This window comes from Actinomadura rugatobispora, assembly GCF_055379765.1.
Genome location: NZ_AP029191.1, coordinates 12,269,774 through 12,286,135, shown reverse-complemented (window position 1 = coordinate 12,286,135; position 16,362 = coordinate 12,269,774). Strand labels below are relative to the sequence as shown.

General features: G+C 70.9%; 15 protein-coding genes. 12 read left to right on the top strand and 3 right to left on the bottom strand.

Features of this window, described 5'->3' with window-relative positions; translation table 11 throughout:
• Positions 1-119: 119 nt before the first annotated feature.
• The 6 genes from ACZ466_RS55190 (at position 120) to ACZ466_RS55165 (ending at position 5,955) form a co-directional block, all read left to right on the top strand.
• Positions 120-1,178 carry a phosphotransferase family protein gene (locus tag ACZ466_RS55190; protein WP_378283565.1) on the top strand — a complete coding sequence of 353 codons (1,059 nt, stop codon included), beginning with the start codon at positions 120-122 and terminating at the stop codon, positions 1,176-1,178.
• A 53-nt stretch (positions 1,179-1,231) separates the two neighbouring features.
• The gene (locus tag ACZ466_RS55185) at positions 1,232-2,548 is read left to right on the top strand and encodes an acyl-CoA dehydrogenase family protein (RefSeq protein WP_378283566.1); all 1,317 of its coding nucleotides are present in this window, start codon (positions 1,232-1,234) and stop codon (positions 2,546-2,548) included.
• Positions 2,549-2,851: 303 nt separating this feature from the next.
• On the top strand, positions 2,852-3,484 hold the full coding sequence (locus ACZ466_RS55180; protein ID WP_378283567.1) for a TetR/AcrR family transcriptional regulator: 633 nt from the start codon (positions 2,852-2,854) through the stop codon (positions 3,482-3,484).
• Between the two features lie 158 nt (positions 3,485-3,642).
• A complete protein-coding gene (locus ACZ466_RS55175; RefSeq protein ID WP_378283568.1) occupies positions 3,643-3,855 on the top strand; it encodes a ferredoxin in 213 nt (70 codons plus the stop codon).
• Complete coding sequence (locus tag ACZ466_RS55170; protein ID WP_378283570.1) at positions 3,852-5,042, top strand: cytochrome P450; 1,191 nt, start codon at positions 3,852-3,854, stop codon at positions 5,040-5,042. The genes ACZ466_RS55175 and ACZ466_RS55170 overlap by 4 nt, the downstream gene beginning before the upstream one ends.
• 28 nt (positions 5,043-5,070) lie before the next feature.
• Positions 5,071-5,955 (top strand): SDR family NAD(P)-dependent oxidoreductase, encoded by an 885-nt coding sequence (locus tag ACZ466_RS55165; RefSeq protein WP_378283571.1) that lies wholly within the window; start codon positions 5,071-5,073, stop codon positions 5,953-5,955.
• A 110-nt stretch (positions 5,956-6,065) separates the two neighbouring features.
• Here the strand turns inward: ACZ466_RS55165 and ACZ466_RS55160 are convergent, their stop codons facing one another.
• The gene (locus ACZ466_RS55160) at positions 6,066-6,719 is read right to left on the bottom strand and encodes a TetR/AcrR family transcriptional regulator (RefSeq protein ID WP_378283572.1); all 654 of its coding nucleotides are present in this window, start codon (positions 6,717-6,719) and stop codon (positions 6,066-6,068) included.
• 90 nt (positions 6,720-6,809) lie between these two features.
• Between ACZ466_RS55160 and ACZ466_RS55155 the strand changes: the two genes are divergently transcribed.
• The 3 genes from ACZ466_RS55155 to ACZ466_RS55145 all read left to right on the top strand — a co-directional run bounded on the left by ACZ466_RS55155 (position 6,810) and on the right by ACZ466_RS55145 (position 9,564).
• Positions 6,810-8,459, top strand: a complete 1,650-nt coding sequence (locus tag ACZ466_RS55155) for a CocE/NonD family hydrolase (protein WP_378283573.1) — start codon at positions 6,810-6,812, stop codon at positions 8,457-8,459.
• Positions 8,460-8,473: 14 nt separating this feature from the next.
• On the top strand, positions 8,474-8,905 hold the full coding sequence (locus ACZ466_RS55150) for a DUF3237 family protein (protein ID WP_378283574.1): 432 nt from the start codon (positions 8,474-8,476) through the stop codon (positions 8,903-8,905).
• Between the two features lie 158 nt (positions 8,906-9,063).
• Positions 9,064-9,564 (top strand): hypothetical protein, encoded by a 501-nt coding sequence (locus ACZ466_RS55145; protein ID WP_378283575.1) that lies wholly within the window; start codon positions 9,064-9,066, stop codon positions 9,562-9,564.
• A gap of 65 nt (positions 9,565-9,629) precedes the next feature.
• On the opposite strand, the gene ACZ466_RS55140 is transcribed toward ACZ466_RS55145, so the two are convergent.
• Positions 9,630-10,313 carry a TetR/AcrR family transcriptional regulator gene (locus ACZ466_RS55140; RefSeq protein ID WP_378283576.1) on the bottom strand — a complete coding sequence of 228 codons (684 nt, stop codon included), beginning with the start codon at positions 10,311-10,313 and terminating at the stop codon, positions 9,630-9,632.
• Between the two features lie 136 nt (positions 10,314-10,449).
• On the opposite strand from ACZ466_RS55140, the gene ACZ466_RS55135 reads away from it, so the two are divergent.
• Positions 10,450-12,177, top strand: a complete 1,728-nt coding sequence (locus ACZ466_RS55135) for an N-acyl-D-amino-acid deacylase family protein (RefSeq protein WP_378283577.1) — start codon at positions 10,450-10,452, stop codon at positions 12,175-12,177.
• 18 nt (positions 12,178-12,195) lie between these two features.
• Positions 12,196-13,413, top strand: a complete 1,218-nt coding sequence (locus ACZ466_RS55130) for an amidohydrolase family protein (protein WP_378283578.1) — start codon at positions 12,196-12,198, stop codon at positions 13,411-13,413.
• Between the two features lie 58 nt (positions 13,414-13,471).
• Here the strand turns inward: ACZ466_RS55130 and ACZ466_RS55125 are convergent, their stop codons facing one another.
• On the bottom strand, positions 13,472-14,704 hold the full coding sequence (locus ACZ466_RS55125) for a TetR/AcrR family transcriptional regulator (RefSeq protein ID WP_378283579.1): 1,233 nt from the start codon (positions 14,702-14,704) through the stop codon (positions 13,472-13,474).
• A gap of 223 nt (positions 14,705-14,927) precedes the next feature.
• On the opposite strand from ACZ466_RS55125, the gene ACZ466_RS55120 reads away from it, so the two are divergent.
• The gene (locus tag ACZ466_RS55120; RefSeq protein ID WP_378283580.1) at positions 14,928-16,340 is read left to right on the top strand and encodes an aldehyde dehydrogenase family protein; all 1,413 of its coding nucleotides are present in this window, start codon (positions 14,928-14,930) and stop codon (positions 16,338-16,340) included.
• Positions 16,341-16,362: the final 22 nt, after the last annotated feature.

The following is a 16,362-nucleotide window of genomic DNA, read 5'->3' as shown; positions in this document are numbered from 1 at the left end:
GGCATGCGTGGTCGTGGTGGATCAGCATGGCACGTTCCGTGCGTCGATCCCTTGACGATGTCAGTGGCCGACTCTATTGTCAGCCACTGTCACCGACAAGCCGGCCCTGGAGGGCGCTCATGACCGGATCGGCCGCCGCCGCGGCGAGCACGCCGCTGCAACTCGATGCCACCGCTCTCGCGGGCTGGCTCGGCGGGCGCCTGGGCGAACCGGGTGCGCCGCTGACCGTGACCCGGATAGGGACGGCCACCGGCATCGGGAACGCCCTGTTCGAGCTGCGCCTGGGGGAGGACTCCTACGTCCTGCGCAGACCGCCCGCGGTGCTGAACGACGCGAGCGCCTCGAACATGGTCCGCGAGTGGCGGATCCTCACCGCGCTGGAGGGCACGCCCGTCCCGCATCCGGCGCCGCGCCTGCTCTGCGAGGACCCCGAGGTGATCGGCGCGCCGTTCCTGGTGATGGACAAGATCACCGGCTTCACGCCCGGTTTCGAGATGCCGGAACCGTTCGGATCGGACCCGGCCCTCCGGCGAGGGCTGGCGGAGGCCTACGTGGACGCGCTCGTCGACCTGGCCGAGGTCGACTGGCGCGCGCGGGGACTGGAGGGGCTGGGCAAGCCGGAGGGCTTCCTGGAACGGCAGGTGCCGCGATGGCTGGCCCAGCTCGACCGGTACCGGACGCGGGACCTGCCGGAGCTGGACTTCGTCACCGGCTGGCTGGAGCGCAACCGCCCGGCCGGCAGTGCTCCCGCCCTCATCCACGGCGACTACAGCCCGTTCAACGTCATGGTCGCCCCGGCCCCTCCGCCGCGGCTCGCCGCGGTCATCGACTGGGACACCGGCACGATCGGCGACCCGCTGCTGGACATCGGCCACCTGGTGGCGCGCTGGACCGACCCGGGCGAGGAGCTGGTCCTGACCGCGCTGCCCGGCCGGCCGGACGGCGACCCCACCCGTGCCGAACTCGTCGCGCGCTACGCGCGGCGGTCGGGGCGCGACCTCTCCGCTCTGCCGTACTACGCGTGCCTGGCCCTGTTCAAACTCGGCGTGATCCTGGAGGGCACCTACGCGCGGGAGGCGCGGCGGGGCGTGCCGGAGGAGAAGAACAGCATGGCCGTGATGGTCCCGCGGCTGATGGTCGCCGCGGCGCGGTTCGCCCGTGGCGAGCGGGGGCTGTGATGGGCGGACCGGGCCGCGGGCTCTACCGGCGGACTTTCTGAGGAGGAACGGTCATGTGGGAGTTCTACACCGAGCCTGAGTTCGCTTCCCGTCTGGAGTGGATGCGCGAGTTCGTCCAGGAGGAGGTCGCACCGCTGGAGGTGCTCTGGCCGCACCACCACCACCGGGTTCCGCCGCCCTGGTTGAAGAAGGTGATCGACCCGCTCAAGGACGAGGTCCGCCGGCGCGGGCTGTGGGCCTGCCACCTCGGCCCCGAACTGGGCGGCCAGGGGTTCGGCCAGGTCAAGCTCAGCCTGATGAACGAGATCCTGGCGCCCTACCAGTGGGGGCCCACGATCTTCGGCGTCCAGGGCCCCGACACCGGCAACGCCGAGGTCCTGGCGCACTACGGGACGGCCGCGCAGAAGGAGCGGTACCTGCGGCCGCTGCTGGCCGGGGAGTTGTTCTCGGCGTTCTCGATGACCGAGCCGCACGGCGGCTCGGACCCCACCGGGTTCCGGTGCCGCGCGGTCCGCGACGGCGACGGCTGGGTCATCGACGGGGAGAAGTTCTTCACCTCCAACTCCGAGCAGGCGGCGTTCCTCATCGTCATGGCGGTGACCGACCCCGACGCCGCCCCGCACCGCCGGATGTCGATGTTCCTGGTCCCCCGCGAGACCCCCGGCATCGAGACCGTCCGCCCGACCCGGTACATGGGCGAGCCCGCCGAGGCGATCGACCACGCGCTGCTGCGCTACAACGGCGTGCGGGTGACCGCCGACGCCCTGCTCGGCGAGCCCGGCCAGGGTTTCGAGATCGCCCAGACCCGCCTGTCCGGCGGGCGCGTCCACCATGCCATGCGCGCCGTCGGGCAGGCCCGGTACGCCTTCGACATGGCCTGCGAGCGGGTCCTGAGCCGGACCACCCGGGGCCGCTCGCTGGCCGACCAGCAGCTCGTCCAGCAGGCGATCACCGACAGCTACGCCCAGATCGAGCAGTTCCGGCTGTTCGTGCTGCGCACCGCGTGGCGGATCGACCAGGGGCAGGGCTACACCCCCGAGGTCCGGCGTGACATCGCCGTGGCGAAGGTCCTCTCGGCGAGGGTCGCGCACGATGTCGTGCACCGCGCGATGCATCTGCACGGAGCCCTGGGAGTGTCCGACGAGATGCCGTTCTCGACGCTGTGGCAGCTGACCCCGGGCTACGGCATCTGGGACGGTCCGACCGAGGTGCACCTGTCGACCGCCGCGCGGCTGATCCTGCGCGAGCGGGAGCCGGCGCCGGGCGACTGGCCCACCCAGTGGCTGCCCGCCCGCGTCGCGGCGGCCCGCGAGAAGCACGCCGAGGCCCTCGCGTCCCAGGCCGCCGAGGCGCGAGAGGCCGGGGTGTGAGCGGAAGCTCGGGGGCGCTCGGTGGGCGGCGTCGGCCCGATCGGTCCAGATATCCGGCCCGCAGGTAGCCGTGGACCGTCCAGACGAGGGTCCACAGCGCCGCCTCCGCGTCGACGCCGGGCCCCAGCGCCGAGCGGATCAGCTCGCACCACCAGGGTGATGAGCTGGGAAAACGCCTCTTTGTGCGGTACAGGGCGGGGTGAACGGCCGACGGTTCCGGTGTCCGCCGGCGGGTGACGATCGCGCGGGGCCGGCCGGGGTCCCTGACGGGCCGGCGACGCCGATGGGCGATGATGGCCCGTGATGGACTCTCCTCCGCCGAGATCGCGGCGCAGCCCGTCGACGGTCCGGGCCCTGGTGCTGCGGGCCGCGCGGGACCTGTTCGCCGAGCACGGGTACGCCCGGGTCTCCACCCGGCAGATCGCGCAGCGGGCGGGCGTCACCCAGGCGCAGGTCTTCCGGCATTTCGGTTCCAAGGCCGCCCTGTTCGTGGAGGCGGCCTACCAGCCGTTCCACGACTTCGTCGCCGGCTACGTCCGCCGCTGGGCCGAGCAGGGGCACGGCGCGGACAGTTCCGCCCACGACACCGAGGTCTTCGTCGACGGCCTGTACCGGCTCCTCCTGGAGAACCGCGCGCTGCTGGGAGCGATGTCGGGGGCGGCCGCCGAGGACGCGCCGGAACTGGCCGCCGCGACGGCGTCGTTCCTGCGCGAGGTCTTCGACCGCCTGCAGAGCGAGGTCGCGCTCGAGAGCGGGGCCAAGGGCGGCACGACCATGGAGCCCGCCTACGCGGTGCGGTTCGCCTTCGCGCTGATCTTCGGCGTGTCCGTTCTCGACCAGGCGCTGTTCCCGGCCGAGGACCGGCCGGGACGCGCACGGATCGTCGAGGAGATGTCCGGCTTCATCCTGCGCGGGGCCTCGATCCCGGAAGCCTGACCCGCGACCCGGATCCGAGGTCCCGGAAGATAGCAGCGATATCTTGACGCCCCTCGCTGAGCCTGGCAGTGTGACCTATCACGCAATCATTCAGCTATTTCAATTGATTTGTCGGCAGGGATGCCATCCCTGCCGGCGCCCGGAAGGAGCTGAGGCGTATGCGGGTCACGGTGGATCGCACCCGATGCCAGGGGCACGCGCTCTGCGTGATGAACGCGCCGGACCTGTTCGATCTGGACGACGAGGGACGCGCCGGCGTCCTGGCCGATCCGGTGCCCCGGGACCTGGGCACGGCGGCGCGGGAGGCGACGGGCGGATGCCCGGAGCAGGCCATCGCGATCGAGCCCCGGACCGAGGAGACACGAGCATGAAGGACGAGCCGGCCTTCCCCATCTTCTGCGCCGCGCACGAACTCGACTCCTGGGACGAGCGGCGTCCGCAGGCGGCCTTCACCGAGCTGGCGGGGAGCGGCTGCCCGGTGCGCCGCGACGGCACGCTCGTCGTGGCCGCCCGGCAGGAGGTCGCCGACTTCCTGCGCCATCCGGCGGTCCGCGCCACCGACGGCGTGCACTTCAACCTCGGCGGCAAGCGCCCGCTGATCCCCCTGGACCTGGACGGCGACGTCCACCGCAAGTACCGCAGGCTGCTGGACCCGCTGTTCACGCCCAAGCGCGTCGCGCGGCTGGAACCGGTGATCCGGGCCCGCACCAACGAGCTGATCGACGCCTTCGCGGACGAGGGCTCCGCCGACCTGATGCCCGCCCTGTGCGGGCCGCTGCCCACCCACCTGTTCATCGACCTGCTCGGACTGCCCACGGCGGACCTTCCCGTCTTCCTGCGGTTCAAGGAGGCCGTCGTCCGGCCGCAAGGGGCGACCGAGGAGGAGCAGCAGGCCGGCATGCGCGCCGCCGGCGACCGGATGTACGCCTACCTGGAGGCCGTGCTGGCCGAACGCCGCGCGCAACCGCCCCGCGACGACCTGATCGGCGGCTTCCTGACCACCGAGCACGACGGCCGGCGGCTCACCGACCAGGAGATCATCGACGTCTGCTACCTGCTGGTGATCGCGGGACTGGACACCGTCACCTCCGCGCTGTCCTGCCTGCTGGCCTGGTTCGCCGAGCATCCGGCCGAACGCCGGCGGGTGGTCGCCGACCCCGGGCTGCTGCCCCGGGTGGTGGAGGAGCTGATGCGCTTCGAGTCGCCGGTGCCCCTGGCCCACCGGTGGGTGACCGAGGACATCGAGGTCGGCGGCCGCAGCTTCCCCGCCGGGTCGAAGGTCGAGGTGGTCTGGGCCGCGGCGAACGCCGACCCGGCCGCGTTCCCCGACCCGCTCACCGTCGACTTCGCCCGCCCGCGCAACGCGCACGTCGGCTTCGCGGCCGGCCCGCACCGGTGCCTCGGCTCGAACCTGGCCCGCCTCGAACTGCGGCTGGCGATCGAGGAGTTCCACCGGCGCGTCCCCGACTACGAGATCACCCCGGGCGACCGGGTCGTCTACACCAACCACGGCGTGCGCGGCGCGATCCGCCTGCCGATCACCTTCCCGGTCCGCTGAGCCGGGCGGAATGACGAGGAGAAGCAGTATGAGCGGACGGCTGGACGGCAAGGTCGTCCTGATCAACGGAGCCGGATCGGGCCTGGGGCGGGAGAGCGCGCTGCTGTTCGCCGCCGAGGGCGCGGCGGTGGTGGTCACCGACCTGATCCCCGAACGCGTCGACCGCGTCGTCGACGAGGTGACCGCCGCCGGCGGTCAGGCCGTGGGGGCCAAGGCGGACGTGCGCGAGCCGCAGGACAGCGTCGACGCGGTCGCACTGGCCGTGGACACCTACGGGCGGCTCGACGTGCTGATGTGCTCGGCCGGGGTGCCCGAGGAAGGGTTCGGCACGCTGGCGTTCGAGGAGATCTCCGTCGAGGGCTTCACCTCGATGCTGGCGACCAACCTGACCGGCGTCTTCCTCGCCGCCCGCGCCGCGGTCCCGGTGATGAAACGGCAGCGGCGCGGCACCATCCTCGCCGTCTCCTCCATGGCCGGCTACGTGGCCTACCCGGGCTTCCCCGGCTACGCCGCGGCCAAGCACGGCGTCAACGGGCTGGTGAAGGGCATGTCACTGTCACTCGGCGGTGACGGCATCCGGGTCAACGCGCTGTGCCCGGCGCACGGAATGAGCGCCAACTTCGCGATGCCGCCCGATGCCGAGGTGCTCGGGAAGAGCTACGAGCAGATGCAGCCGTGGGACGCCGCCGCGACCTCGATCCCGCTGAAGCTCGACCGTCCGCCGACGCTGCGCGACAACGCCAACGCCGCGCTGTTCCTGGTCTCGGACGAGTCGGCGTACATCTCCGGGGTGTGCCTGCCCGCGACCGACGGCGGCAACCTCGCCCGGACCTCGATCATCTTCCCCGGCGACCTGGGCGGCGACGCCGGCGTGCTGCCGCCCCGGCTGGCGGAGGAGATCAGCGAGGCCTGACGAGGCCACACCGGCCTGGACCTGTCGGAACGGCCTCAGGTACCGCGCTCATCAGCCCGGGTCCGAGGACGCCCCGGTGCCCAGGGGCGTCCTCGGACGGTCGGTATGGTCTACGGCCTCGCTCTGCCGATGCCGGTGAGCCAGTCGCCGAGCGCGTCGTCGCTGAGCGCCGGTTCGATGGGGCCGCGGTCGGCGCCCGGAGCCAGGCCGTTGAGGAGCAGTTCCAGGTAGCGGCGGGCCATCGGCGGGCCGAGCGTCCTGTCGGTGTGTGCGAGCCGGCTGAACATGAGGATCAGCAGCGGTACGTCGGTGGCCCGGAAGTCCGCGCGGAGGGCGCCTTCGGCCTTGGCGCGCTCGATGAGATCGGTGAGCGGCGGCTCGATGCGGGCGCGCAGCCGGTCGAAGCGGGTGCGGTCGGTGTCGACGGTGTAGAGGAATTCGTGCAGGCCGCGGTCGTCGGCCTGTTGCAGCAGGCTGCGGCGCAGGAACTCGCGGAGCCCGTCCCAGGCCGAGGGGCGCCGCCGGCACTCGTCCAGAAGCTCGGTGCCGGCATCGAGGCGCCGTTCGAAGACCGCTTCCAGGAGCGCGGTCTTGGAGTGGAATCCCCGGTAGACGGTGCCGACGCCGACCCCGGCGCTGGCCGCCACCTCCTCGAGGGTGGCGCTGAGGCCGCGCTCGGCGAACACCCGCTCGGCGGCGGTCAGCACCCGCTCCCGGTTGCGCAGCGCGTCGCGGCGCGGGGCACGCGGGGAGGAGGTCGGCATGCCGGAACTCTATCTCGCTCCGACAAAGCGGAATGAGTGCCTCCGGATAGTGTTAGCATCGGTCGACGCGTTGCTCGTCGAGGAGGCCGTATGGCACAGATCGTCGGGTCGGGCGCCCGGGTCGCCGGACGCCGGGCGGAACGGCTCGTCCTGCGGCTGCTCGGGGTCACCCGGGCCCGCCCGGACTACACGATCTCTCCGGTGCGGGTGCCGATGCGCGACGGCGTCGAGCTCGCCGCGGATCTGTACAGGCCGTCCACCGAGCCGCTGGGGACCCTCCTGGTCCGCGGCCCCTACGGGAGGTCCCTGCCGTTCTCGCTGCTCATGGCCCGGATCTTCGCCGCACGCGGGTACCGCGTGCTGTTCGTCAGCAGCCGGGGCACGTTCGGCTCCGGCGGCGAGTTCGACCCGATGCGCGACGAGGCCGCCGACGGTCAGGACGTGGTCGCCTGGATGCGCGAGCAACCCTGGTTCAGCGGTACCTTCGGCACCCTCGGCGGCTCATACCTGGGGCACACCCAGTGGGCGCTGCTGGCCGACCCGCCGCCGGAGCTGGCCGCCGCGGTGATCTCGGTCGGGCCGCATGACTTCAGCCGGCATGCCTGGGGAACCGGGGCGTTCAACCTGGACCTGCTGGAGTGGAGCGACGGGATCGCCCACCAGGAGGAGGCGCGCGGGCTGCGCGCCGCGGTGCACCGGGCGCGGAGCCGCGGCAGGCTGCGGCCCGTCCTGGACGCCCTCCCGCTGGCCGACGCGGCCGAGGCGCACTTCGCCGGCGGGGCACCGTGGTACCGCCACCGGGTCACCCGCCCCGACCTCACCGACCCCTACTGGAAGCCGATGCAGCACGCCGCGGCCTTGGAGCGTACGAGCGTGCCGGTGCTGCTGATCAGCGGCTGGCAGGACCTGTTCCTGGACCAGACCGTGGAGCAGTACACCCGGCTGCACGAACGCGGCGTCGACGTCGCACTCACCATCGGCCCGTGGACGCACATCCAGGTCATGTCCAAGGGCGCGCGGACCACCACCGCGCAGACCCTGGACTGGCTCGACGAGCACATCGCCGGCCGCGGCGGGCGCCGCCGGCCCGCGCCCGTGCGGATCCACGTCACTGGTGCCGGCCAGTGGCGTGACCTGCCCGCCTGGCCGCCGCCCGGCACCGCCCAGACCCTGCACCTGCACCACGGGGGCGACCTGCTCGCCTCCGCCCCCGCCGGGGACGCCGCCTCGACGTTCACCTTCGACCCCGCGGATCCGACGCCCACCTTCGGCGGGCCGATCCTCGCCGGCGGCGGCATGGTCGATGACGGCAGGCTCGCCGCCCGCCCCGACGTGCTCGCCTTCACCAGCGACCCGTTGGAGCACGACCTGGAGGTGCTCGGCGGCCCGGAGGTCGAGCTGGCGCATTCCACCGACAACCCGCACGCCGACCTGTTCGTCCGGCTCAGTGAGGTGGACGCCAAGGGCCGCTCGCGCAACGTCACCGAGGCCTATCAGCGGCTGGCCCCGGACCGCGAGCCCGGACCGGTGCGCTTGGCCCTGCGCCACACCGCGCACCGCTTCCGCGCGGGCCACCGGCTGCGGCTGCTGGTCGCCGGCGGGTCACACCCGCAGTTCGCCCGCAACCTGGGCACCGGCGAGAACCCCGGCACCGGCTCCACGCTCAAACCCGCGACGCACACCATCCGCCACGGCGACGGCGAACCGTCCCGGCTTGTGCTGCCCGTCGCCGGCAACTGAACAGGACCGCCCCCATGGCACTGACGCTGGAACCCGCGTTCACCCTCACCGTCGAGGTCGGCGAGCCGCGCGAGGTCGGCAGGACCCACGCCGGCTACCGCAGGGTGATACCCATCCTCGGCGGTAGCGTCGACGGCCCCGCGCTCACCGGCACCGTGCTGCCCGGCGGCGCCGACTGGAACGTCGTGCGCCCCGACGGCGCGGTGCATGTCTGGGCCCGCTACGAGATCCGTTCCGCGGACGGCGCGGTGATCTCCGTGATCAACGAGGGACTCGGATACTTCGACACCCCGGCCGGCGGCGTGTCGATGCCCACCCGTCCCGTCTTCGAGGTGCCCGAAGGCGGCCCCACCTGGCTCGCGACCGGCTTCTTCCTAGGGGAACTACGGGTGGGAAGCGAGGCGGGGCAGGTGAGCATCGAGGTGAGCCGCGTCCTCGCCATCTAGGCCCGGTTCGCGGACCTCGCCTTCGGAGATCTCTGGGGCTGCCCACGAAGGGGCCGGTAGTCGTCGCCCGCCCCGGGGCCCGGGTTGAGTACCGCGGCAGCACCATGGAAGGGTGCAGATCTCACGGGCCTCCAGGCACGCGGCGGGGACCAGGCACCGTGGTGCAGCCGAACTTTCGATGGGACGAGGACGATATGGCGCCGACGACCACCGAGGCCGCGGCCCGCGCACAGTTGCTGCGGCACTTCGTCCGGACACTCCGGGCCCTCCCGGCCGGCTCGGCGCTGGCGCGACGACATCCCGATCTTCCGAAGGCCGGCCTCCATGGTGGCATCACCTCCGCTGTCGATGCCGATGATCCTGATCACCTGGCATTCTTCGACATCGCGTACTGGGTGATCGGCGCCACCCCCCAGAACTCCGACCGGTATTTCGAGCTGGTGCTGGATGCCTGGCGAGAAAAGGGCTGGCCGACGCGAACCGATAGGGATACCAGCCCGCGCGCGGGCTATACCCGAACCACCGATGGGTTCGGAATCTCGGTCCGGCAGAGTGTGGACGGTTATCTCAGCGTGTCCGGAACGACGCCTCTTTTCGGAGCGGACTCGGACAAGGGCCGCCCCCTCCCGCCCCGTATCGATCACCCTTCCGAAGGCTGAGTTGACGGGAAGCGTCCAGCACCTCGGACTTACAGCGTTGGTGGGCCCCGACCAGCGCGGCTTTGTCAGGGGCTGCCGGGGGAGCTGCCGGGCGGAGCGGTCGTGCCTTCATGGGGTGCGGTGAAGGCTGAGGTGATCCAGGCCTGGCACGCCTCGCGCACCTGGCCCTTGCCGGCCGGAGGGGAGTCGAGGAGGCTTGCCGCCAAGCCCCGAATGAGTGCCTGCAGCAGTATCGCCCCGATCGAGGGGTCGATGTCCGTCCGGACGGAGCCGTCGCGCTGGCCCTGTTCGATCATTGCGGTCCAGCCGTCGTGGCTGCGCTGGTCGGCGTCGAGCATGCCCTTCGGTGACGCCTCCGCCGGAAAGGTGGCGCCCCACATGACGATCAGAGCGCGGTCCTCGCTGGTGGGGTTCTCGAACCGCTCCAGGTAGGTGTCGACCGTGCTTCGCAGGAGTTCGAGACCTGGGATGTCCCCGACGAGACGCCCACTTCGTGTGACGGCCGCGGTCATCGCGTCGTTGATCGTGTTCTGCGCCCGCTGTGCGAGCCGGGCCATGAGCGCGTCCTTCGACCCGAAGTGGTGGCTCGCGAGGCCGCGGCTCGCCCCGGCGCGGTCGCTGATGCCGGCCAGCGAGGCGCGTTCGATGCCGCGCTCGGCCACCAGATCGGCGGCCGCCTCGAGCAGGGCCTCCTCGGAGTCGTTCCTTCGCTCGACCTGAGTCCGACGTTGGGGTGCGGCCGGGTTCATGACGGCAGAGTACTGGGTTCGCTGTCCACGGTGCTCGGCTCCAAGTTACTTGTTCAACGCTCAACAAGTATGTTAGCTTGCGCTGCGAGTCACGCGCGATTCCAAGGAGACGGTCAGGATCACTGGAGGCGACAAGATGGCCGCGTACGACATCGTGATCAAGGGCGGCACCGTCATCGACGGTCTGCGCACCCCCCGCTACAGGGCCGACGTGGCGATCAAGGACGGCAAGATCGCCCAGATCGGCCTCGTCGACGCCTCCGAGGGAGCGGAGGTGGTCGACGCCTCCGGCAAGATCGTCGCTCCCGGCGTGGTCGACATCCATACCCACTACGACAGCCAGATCTTCTGGGATCCGTGGTGCACGATGTCGGGCTGGCACGGCGTCACCACGGTTCTGATCGGCAACTGCGGTTTCGGTTTCGCGCCCTGTCGGCCGGAGGACCAGGACCGCGCGATGCTCAGCCTGTCCCGCAACGAGGCGGTGCCGGTCAAGACGATGCGAGCCGGAATGCCTTGGGACTGGGTCTCCTACCCCGAGTTCCTCGACAGCGTCGACCGCACGCCCAAGGGCGTGAACGTGATGTCGCTGGTGCCCCTGGCACCGCTGTACGCCTATGTCGTCGGTGTGGACAAGGCCAAGGCGCACCGGGCGTCGGACGAGGAACTGGAGGTCATGTGCCGGCTTCTCGTCGAGGGGATGGAGGCCGGCGGCGCCGGCTGGAGCTCCCAGATCTCGGGTGACCTGTACAACGTCCAGCTCGACCACGACGGCACACCGATGGTCACCGACATGATGACCGAACGCGAGGTCACGGCGTTCTCCAGGGCGCTGCGCACGATCGGCCGGGGCACCACCCAGATCACCGGACAGCTCGAGACGGCGGCGCTGATCGCCCGGGAGAGCGGCCGTCCGATCATCTGGAACGCGCTGGCGCCCACCGGCTCGGTGAGCCAGCACGGCGAGTCGCAGTTCCCCCACCTCGCGACCATCGACCGCCTCGAAGAGCTGAACCGGAAGGACGGCCTGCGGGTCTTCGCCTCGGCCCAGATCGTGCGCTTCCAGTCCGAGATCGTCCTGGACAACTACAACCTCATGGACATCTTCCCCGCCTGGAAGGACGCCTGCCTCGGCACGCTCGAAGAGAAGATCGCCAAGTTCTCCGACCCCGGACGCCGCCCGGCCCTGCGCGCGGCGGTCGATGAACTCGAAGGCGGCTTCGGCGCCGCCCGCTACCCGCTCGCCGAGATCACCGTGAACTGGATCACGAGCGACGCCAAGGACGCGCCGGCGCTCAAGGAGCGCTACGAGGGGTTCACGATCGGTGAGATCGCGGCTCGGGAGGGCAAGTCCTTGGTCGACGCCATGCTCGACATCGCCGTCGCGGGCGATCTCAACGTGGGGTTCGGCACGACGATGATCGACATGGACACGCAGGCGGTCCGGGAGGTGACCTCCTGCTCCGTGGCGCTGCCCGGCATCAGCGACGGCGGCGCGCACACCAAGTTCGTGACCACGGGCCGTTTCGCCACCGAACTGCTGGGCCACTGGGTGCGCGAGCACGAGATCATGTCACTCGAAGAGGCGCACTGGCGCCTGTCCGCCTATCCGGCCATGGCCGTCGGGCTGCGCGACCGGGGTTCGATCGCCGAGGGAAAGCCGGCCGACGTCATCGTCTACGACCCCGACACGGTCGATGCCTTGCCGCAGGAGCGGCTGTTCGACTATCCGGCCGGTGAGTGGCGGCTGGTGCAGAAGGCCGTCGGCTACGACCGGATCATCGTGAACGGCAGGACGACCTTCGTCGACGGCGTCTGCACCGACGAAACCCCCGGCGAACTGCTCCGCCACGGCACTGCGTGACGACGATTGGGAGCCGACATGACCGAGTCAAGCGCAATGGTCTCCAAGCTGTTCGACGCGGACAACCACTACTGGGAGACGAGCGACGCGTTCACGCGCCACCGCGACCCGAAGTTCGCTGACCGCGGCGTCCAGCTCGCCGAGATCGACGGGGTCGTCCGCTACCTGGTGGACGGCGTGCAGACCACGTCGCTTCCCGGCCCGGCCGACGTGCATCCGCGTCCGTTGCCCGGCGCGTTCCTGGAGTACTTCCAAGGCGGTACCAGCCGGGAGGTCTTCCTGTCCGGATTCACCGAGAAGGCATCGGACCATCCCGACTGGTACGAGCGCGACGCCCGGCTGAAGGTGATGGATGCTCAGGGCCTCGAACACGCCTGGATGTTCCCCTCTCAGGGCGTGGTGATCGAGCCGCTGCTGCACACCGATATCGAGGCGGCGATCGAGTGCTACCGGGCCTTCAACCGGTGGCTCGAGGAGCAGTGGGGGTTCGCCTACAAGAACCGTATCTTCGGTGTGCCGTTCATCACCATGTGCGACCCGGAAGCGACACTGCGCGAGCTTGAGTGGTGCCTTGACCGCGGTGCCCGGGTGGTGAACATACGGCACGGTGCCGCCGTCACCCGTGACGGCAACCGGTCACCGGCCGACCCCATGTTCGACCGCTTCTGGCATCTGGCCGCGGAGGCAGGCGTGGTGGTCGCCACCCACGACGGCGCGGACGAAACGTACACGCCGGTGCACGCGTTGATGGGCGAGGTCTGGGGCGAAGCGCACATGGGCGGCATCGCGCCAGGCGACACCCAGCACCTGGGCCAGTCATCGACGTTCTCCGGGCTCACCAAGCACAGGACCGTCCACGACTTCGCCTACGTCCTCGTCGCCCACCGGCTCTTCGAGCGATTCCCGAAGCTGAAGATCGCCTTCATCGAGAACGGCTGCGCCTGGGTGCCGTCGCTGCTGCATGCCCTCGACTACCTGGGCCACGGCGAAGGCTTCAGGACCAGCCCCCGCGACCAGTTCATCGAACATTGCTGGGTCGCGCCGTTCGTCGAGGAGGACGTCCGCGATCTCGCCCGCCACATCCCCGTCGAGCGCATTCTCTTCGGTTCCGACTGGCCCCACGGCGAAGGCTATGCCGCACCGAAAGACTTCCTCGTCAACGTCGCCGATTTCACCCCTGCGGAACAACGGCGCATCATGCATGACAACGCGCGGGAACTCACCTTCCCGCGCTGAGGCGGCGCCCCCGACGCCGGACGCGTTCGCGCACGGGCGAATACTGGCCGGTCGTGACCTATGTGTCCGCGGCGAGCGGAGCGCGGGTGCTCTGGACGGCGAGGGCGACGAACTCGTCGGCGATGCGGTGGACCTCGGGGAAGCTGGTGTCATAGGACAGGGCCGCGTTCGTCAGGGAATGGAGGATGGCCCAGAGCATGGCGGCGGTGTCGTCCGGGTCTGCGACGCCGAGGGCGCGGAAGTCGTTCGCGAAGAGGCGTCTGGCATGGGAGAAGATCGCCCTCATGACGCCCTGGACCGCGGGGTCCAGGGCGGAGTACAGCAGGGAGTTGAGGCGAAAGAAGCGCGGGCGTGCCTCGAAGGCGTCCACGGCGGCGCGGATGCGTGATCGTATCCGTTCCGCGGGGGAGAGGTCGTCGAAGGGCAGCAGGAAGCGGCTGGTCAAGAACCATTCGTGGATGACGATCGCGTAGAGGTACTCCTTGGAGGCGAAGTACCGGTAGAGCGTGCCGAGCGCGATGCCGGCCCGCTGTGCGATCTCGGAGATGTGGACGTGCTCGTACGGCTGCTCTTCGAGTGCCTCCCGGGCGGTGCGCAGGATCCGGTCGTGCCGTTGGCGTTTGGATCCGGACAGCGGTTCACCGGCGATCGCGGCCGGTTCGGCGAGGGGGGCGGTTTCAGGGACGGGGCGGCCTTCCCCCGATGGCTCGTACAGGTCTATGAAGCGTGCGACTCGGTTATGGACCGTCGAGAACGGCGCGCCGTGGAAGACGGCGTTCGTGAGTGCCGAACGCGCGATCGCCTGGAGCATGGCCGCGGCGTCGTGCGGAGAGGCGACCCCGTGGGCGGCGAAGTCCGCGGCGTACAGCTGGTGGGTGCGCGCCGCCAGGGCCGACAGCTGGGCCCTGACCTCCGCGTCCTCGCTGGAGAAGAGCTGGACGTCGAGTCTGAAGAACTGCGGGTGCCGTTCGTACGCGGCGATCGTGGCCTCGGCCCGGCCGCGGACGCGGGCCGCACCGGGTTCTGACGGGGGCAGGGGGCGCTGGTGCTCATGCTCGTCCCACCGGCGCAGGACGACGGCGTACAGCTGGTCCTTGGACGTGAAGTAGCGGTAGAGCGTGGCCTTGGCCAGACCGGCGCGCCGTGCGACGTCGTCGACCTTGATCTGCTCGTACTCCGCGTCGTGCAGGACCTCCAGGGCGGCGTCGAGGATCTGCTGGTACCTCGCCTGCTTGAACGCGGGCATTCGGCCGCCGGGCTTGCCGGGGCGCCGCTGTCCCTCGTCCGCCATCGTCCGCCTTCGGTTCTCGCTCGCCGACCTCGCTCACTCCACGGTCCGCACCGGATCAGGCGGGTGGGATCACTGTAGCCGTTCTTCGCCTCCTGCCGTGAGGTAGGCGAAATCCGAGTCTTGTTTCCGATCGCCACCAAACGGATCTGGCGAGGTATTGCACTTGAATTAAGAGTCTCATATTTTGTGTGTCCCCGGCCGTGGGCGGCCCCGAGGAGGACGTATGGCAGACCCGGGCATGACGATCGGCGGCGTGCCGGCGGAGGCGAAGAGCACGTTCGGTGTGATCGATCCGGCGACGGCCGAGGTGTTCGCGCAGGCGCCGGACTGCACCGAGGAGCAGCTGGACCTGGCGATGAGCACCGCCCAGGCCGCGTTCCGCGAGTGGCGGCGCGACGACGAGCGCCGCCGGGCGGCGTTGCGCGAGGCCGCCGCTTCGGTCCAGGCCGACACCGAGCGGATCGCGGCCCTGCTCACCGCGGAGCAGGGCAAGCCGCTGGACGACGCGCGCATGGAGGTGATGGGCGCCGTCTACTGGCTGGGCTACTACGCCGATCTCGACGTGCCCCGCGAGGTCGTGCAGGACGACGCGAACGGCTACGCCGAGGTCGTCCGCCGTCCCCTCGGCGTCGTCGCGGCCATCACCCCGTGGAACTTCCCGGTGGCGCTGGCGTCCTGGAAGATCGCCCCGGCGCTGCGGGCCGGGAACACGATGGTGCTCAAGCCGTCGCCCTACACCCCTCTGGCGACGCTGGCCCTGGGCGAGGCGCTGGCCCGCGCCCTCCCGCCCGGCGTGCTGAACGTGGTGTCGGGCCGCGATCCGCTGGGCGCGCGGATGACCTCGCACCCCGTGCCCCGCAAGATCAGCTTCACCGGTTCGACCCCGACCGGCAAGGTGATCGCGCGGACGGCGGCCGACGACCTCAAGCGGCTGACGCTGGAGCTGGGCGGCAACGACCCGGCGATCCTCCTCGACGACGCCGACCCCGGGCGGATCGCCGACAGCCTCTTCTGGGGAGCGTTCGCCAACTGCGGGCAGATCTGTCTCGCGGTCAAGCGCGTCTACGCGCCCCGGAGCATCTACGCCGACGTCGTCGAGGCGCTCGCGGAGAAGGCCCGCGCCGTCAAGGTCGACGCGGGGACCGTCGAGGGCGCGCGCATCGGGCCGATCAACAACCGGCCGCAGTACGACCGGGTCGCGGGGCTGGTCGAGGACGCCCTCGGCAAGGGGGCCAGGGCGGCGGCGGGAGGCGCGCCCCTGGACCGTCCCGGCTACTTCTACCGACCGACGGTCCTGGCCGACGTGTCCGACGGGGTCGCGATCGTCGACGAGGAGCAGTTCGGGCCGGCCCTGCCCGTCATCGCCTACGGCGACGTGGACGAGGCGATCGAGCGCGCCAACGGCACCCCCTACGGCCTGACCGCCTCGGTCTGGTCCGCCGACGTCGACCGGGCCCGTGCCGTCGCCGCCGACCTGGACTGCGGCCAGGTCTCGATCAACGCCCACGGCGCGGGCGTCCGCCCCGACCTGCCGTTCGGCGGCGCGAAATGGAGCGGGGTCGGCGTCGAGAACGGGATCTGGGGCCTGTACGGCTTCACCGAGACCCAGGTCCTGACTGTCCCCCCGGCCGCGTAGAGCCGACCCCCCACCCCCGAGG

What these genes read in the sequence shown, in the direction of transcription:
- ACZ466_RS55175 (WP_378283568.1), top strand. Translation starts at nt 3,643, where the DNA reads ATGCGGGTCACGGTGGATCGCACCCGATGCCAGGGGCACGCGCTCTGC.
- ACZ466_RS55160 (WP_378283572.1), bottom strand. Translation starts at nt 6,719, where the DNA reads ATGCCGACCTCCTCCCCGCGTGCCCCGCGCCGCGACGCGCTGCGCAAC.
- ACZ466_RS55150 (WP_378283574.1), top strand. Translation starts at nt 8,474, where the DNA reads ATGGCACTGACGCTGGAACCCGCGTTCACCCTCACCGTCGAGGTCGGC.
- ACZ466_RS55130 (WP_378283578.1), top strand. Translation starts at nt 12,196, where the DNA reads ATGACCGAGTCAAGCGCAATGGTCTCCAAGCTGTTCGACGCGGACAAC.
- ACZ466_RS55180 (WP_378283567.1), top strand. Translation starts at nt 2,852, where the DNA reads ATGGACTCTCCTCCGCCGAGATCGCGGCGCAGCCCGTCGACGGTCCGG.
- ACZ466_RS55135 (WP_378283577.1), top strand. Translation starts at nt 10,450, where the DNA reads ATGGCCGCGTACGACATCGTGATCAAGGGCGGCACCGTCATCGACGGT.
- ACZ466_RS55165 (WP_378283571.1), top strand. Translation starts at nt 5,071, where the DNA reads ATGAGCGGACGGCTGGACGGCAAGGTCGTCCTGATCAACGGAGCCGGA.
- ACZ466_RS55125 (WP_378283579.1), bottom strand. Translation starts at nt 14,704, where the DNA reads ATGGCGGACGAGGGACAGCGGCGCCCCGGCAAGCCCGGCGGCCGAATG.
- ACZ466_RS55190 (WP_378283565.1), top strand. Translation starts at nt 120, where the DNA reads ATGACCGGATCGGCCGCCGCCGCGGCGAGCACGCCGCTGCAACTCGAT.
- ACZ466_RS55170 (WP_378283570.1), top strand. Translation starts at nt 3,852, where the DNA reads ATGAAGGACGAGCCGGCCTTCCCCATCTTCTGCGCCGCGCACGAACTC.
- ACZ466_RS55120 (WP_378283580.1), top strand. Translation starts at nt 14,928, where the DNA reads ATGGCAGACCCGGGCATGACGATCGGCGGCGTGCCGGCGGAGGCGAAG.
- ACZ466_RS55185 (WP_378283566.1), top strand. Translation starts at nt 1,232, where the DNA reads ATGTGGGAGTTCTACACCGAGCCTGAGTTCGCTTCCCGTCTGGAGTGG.
- ACZ466_RS55140 (WP_378283576.1), bottom strand. Translation starts at nt 10,313, where the DNA reads ATGAACCCGGCCGCACCCCAACGTCGGACTCAGGTCGAGCGAAGGAAC.
- ACZ466_RS55155 (WP_378283573.1), top strand. Translation starts at nt 6,810, where the DNA reads ATGGCACAGATCGTCGGGTCGGGCGCCCGGGTCGCCGGACGCCGGGCG.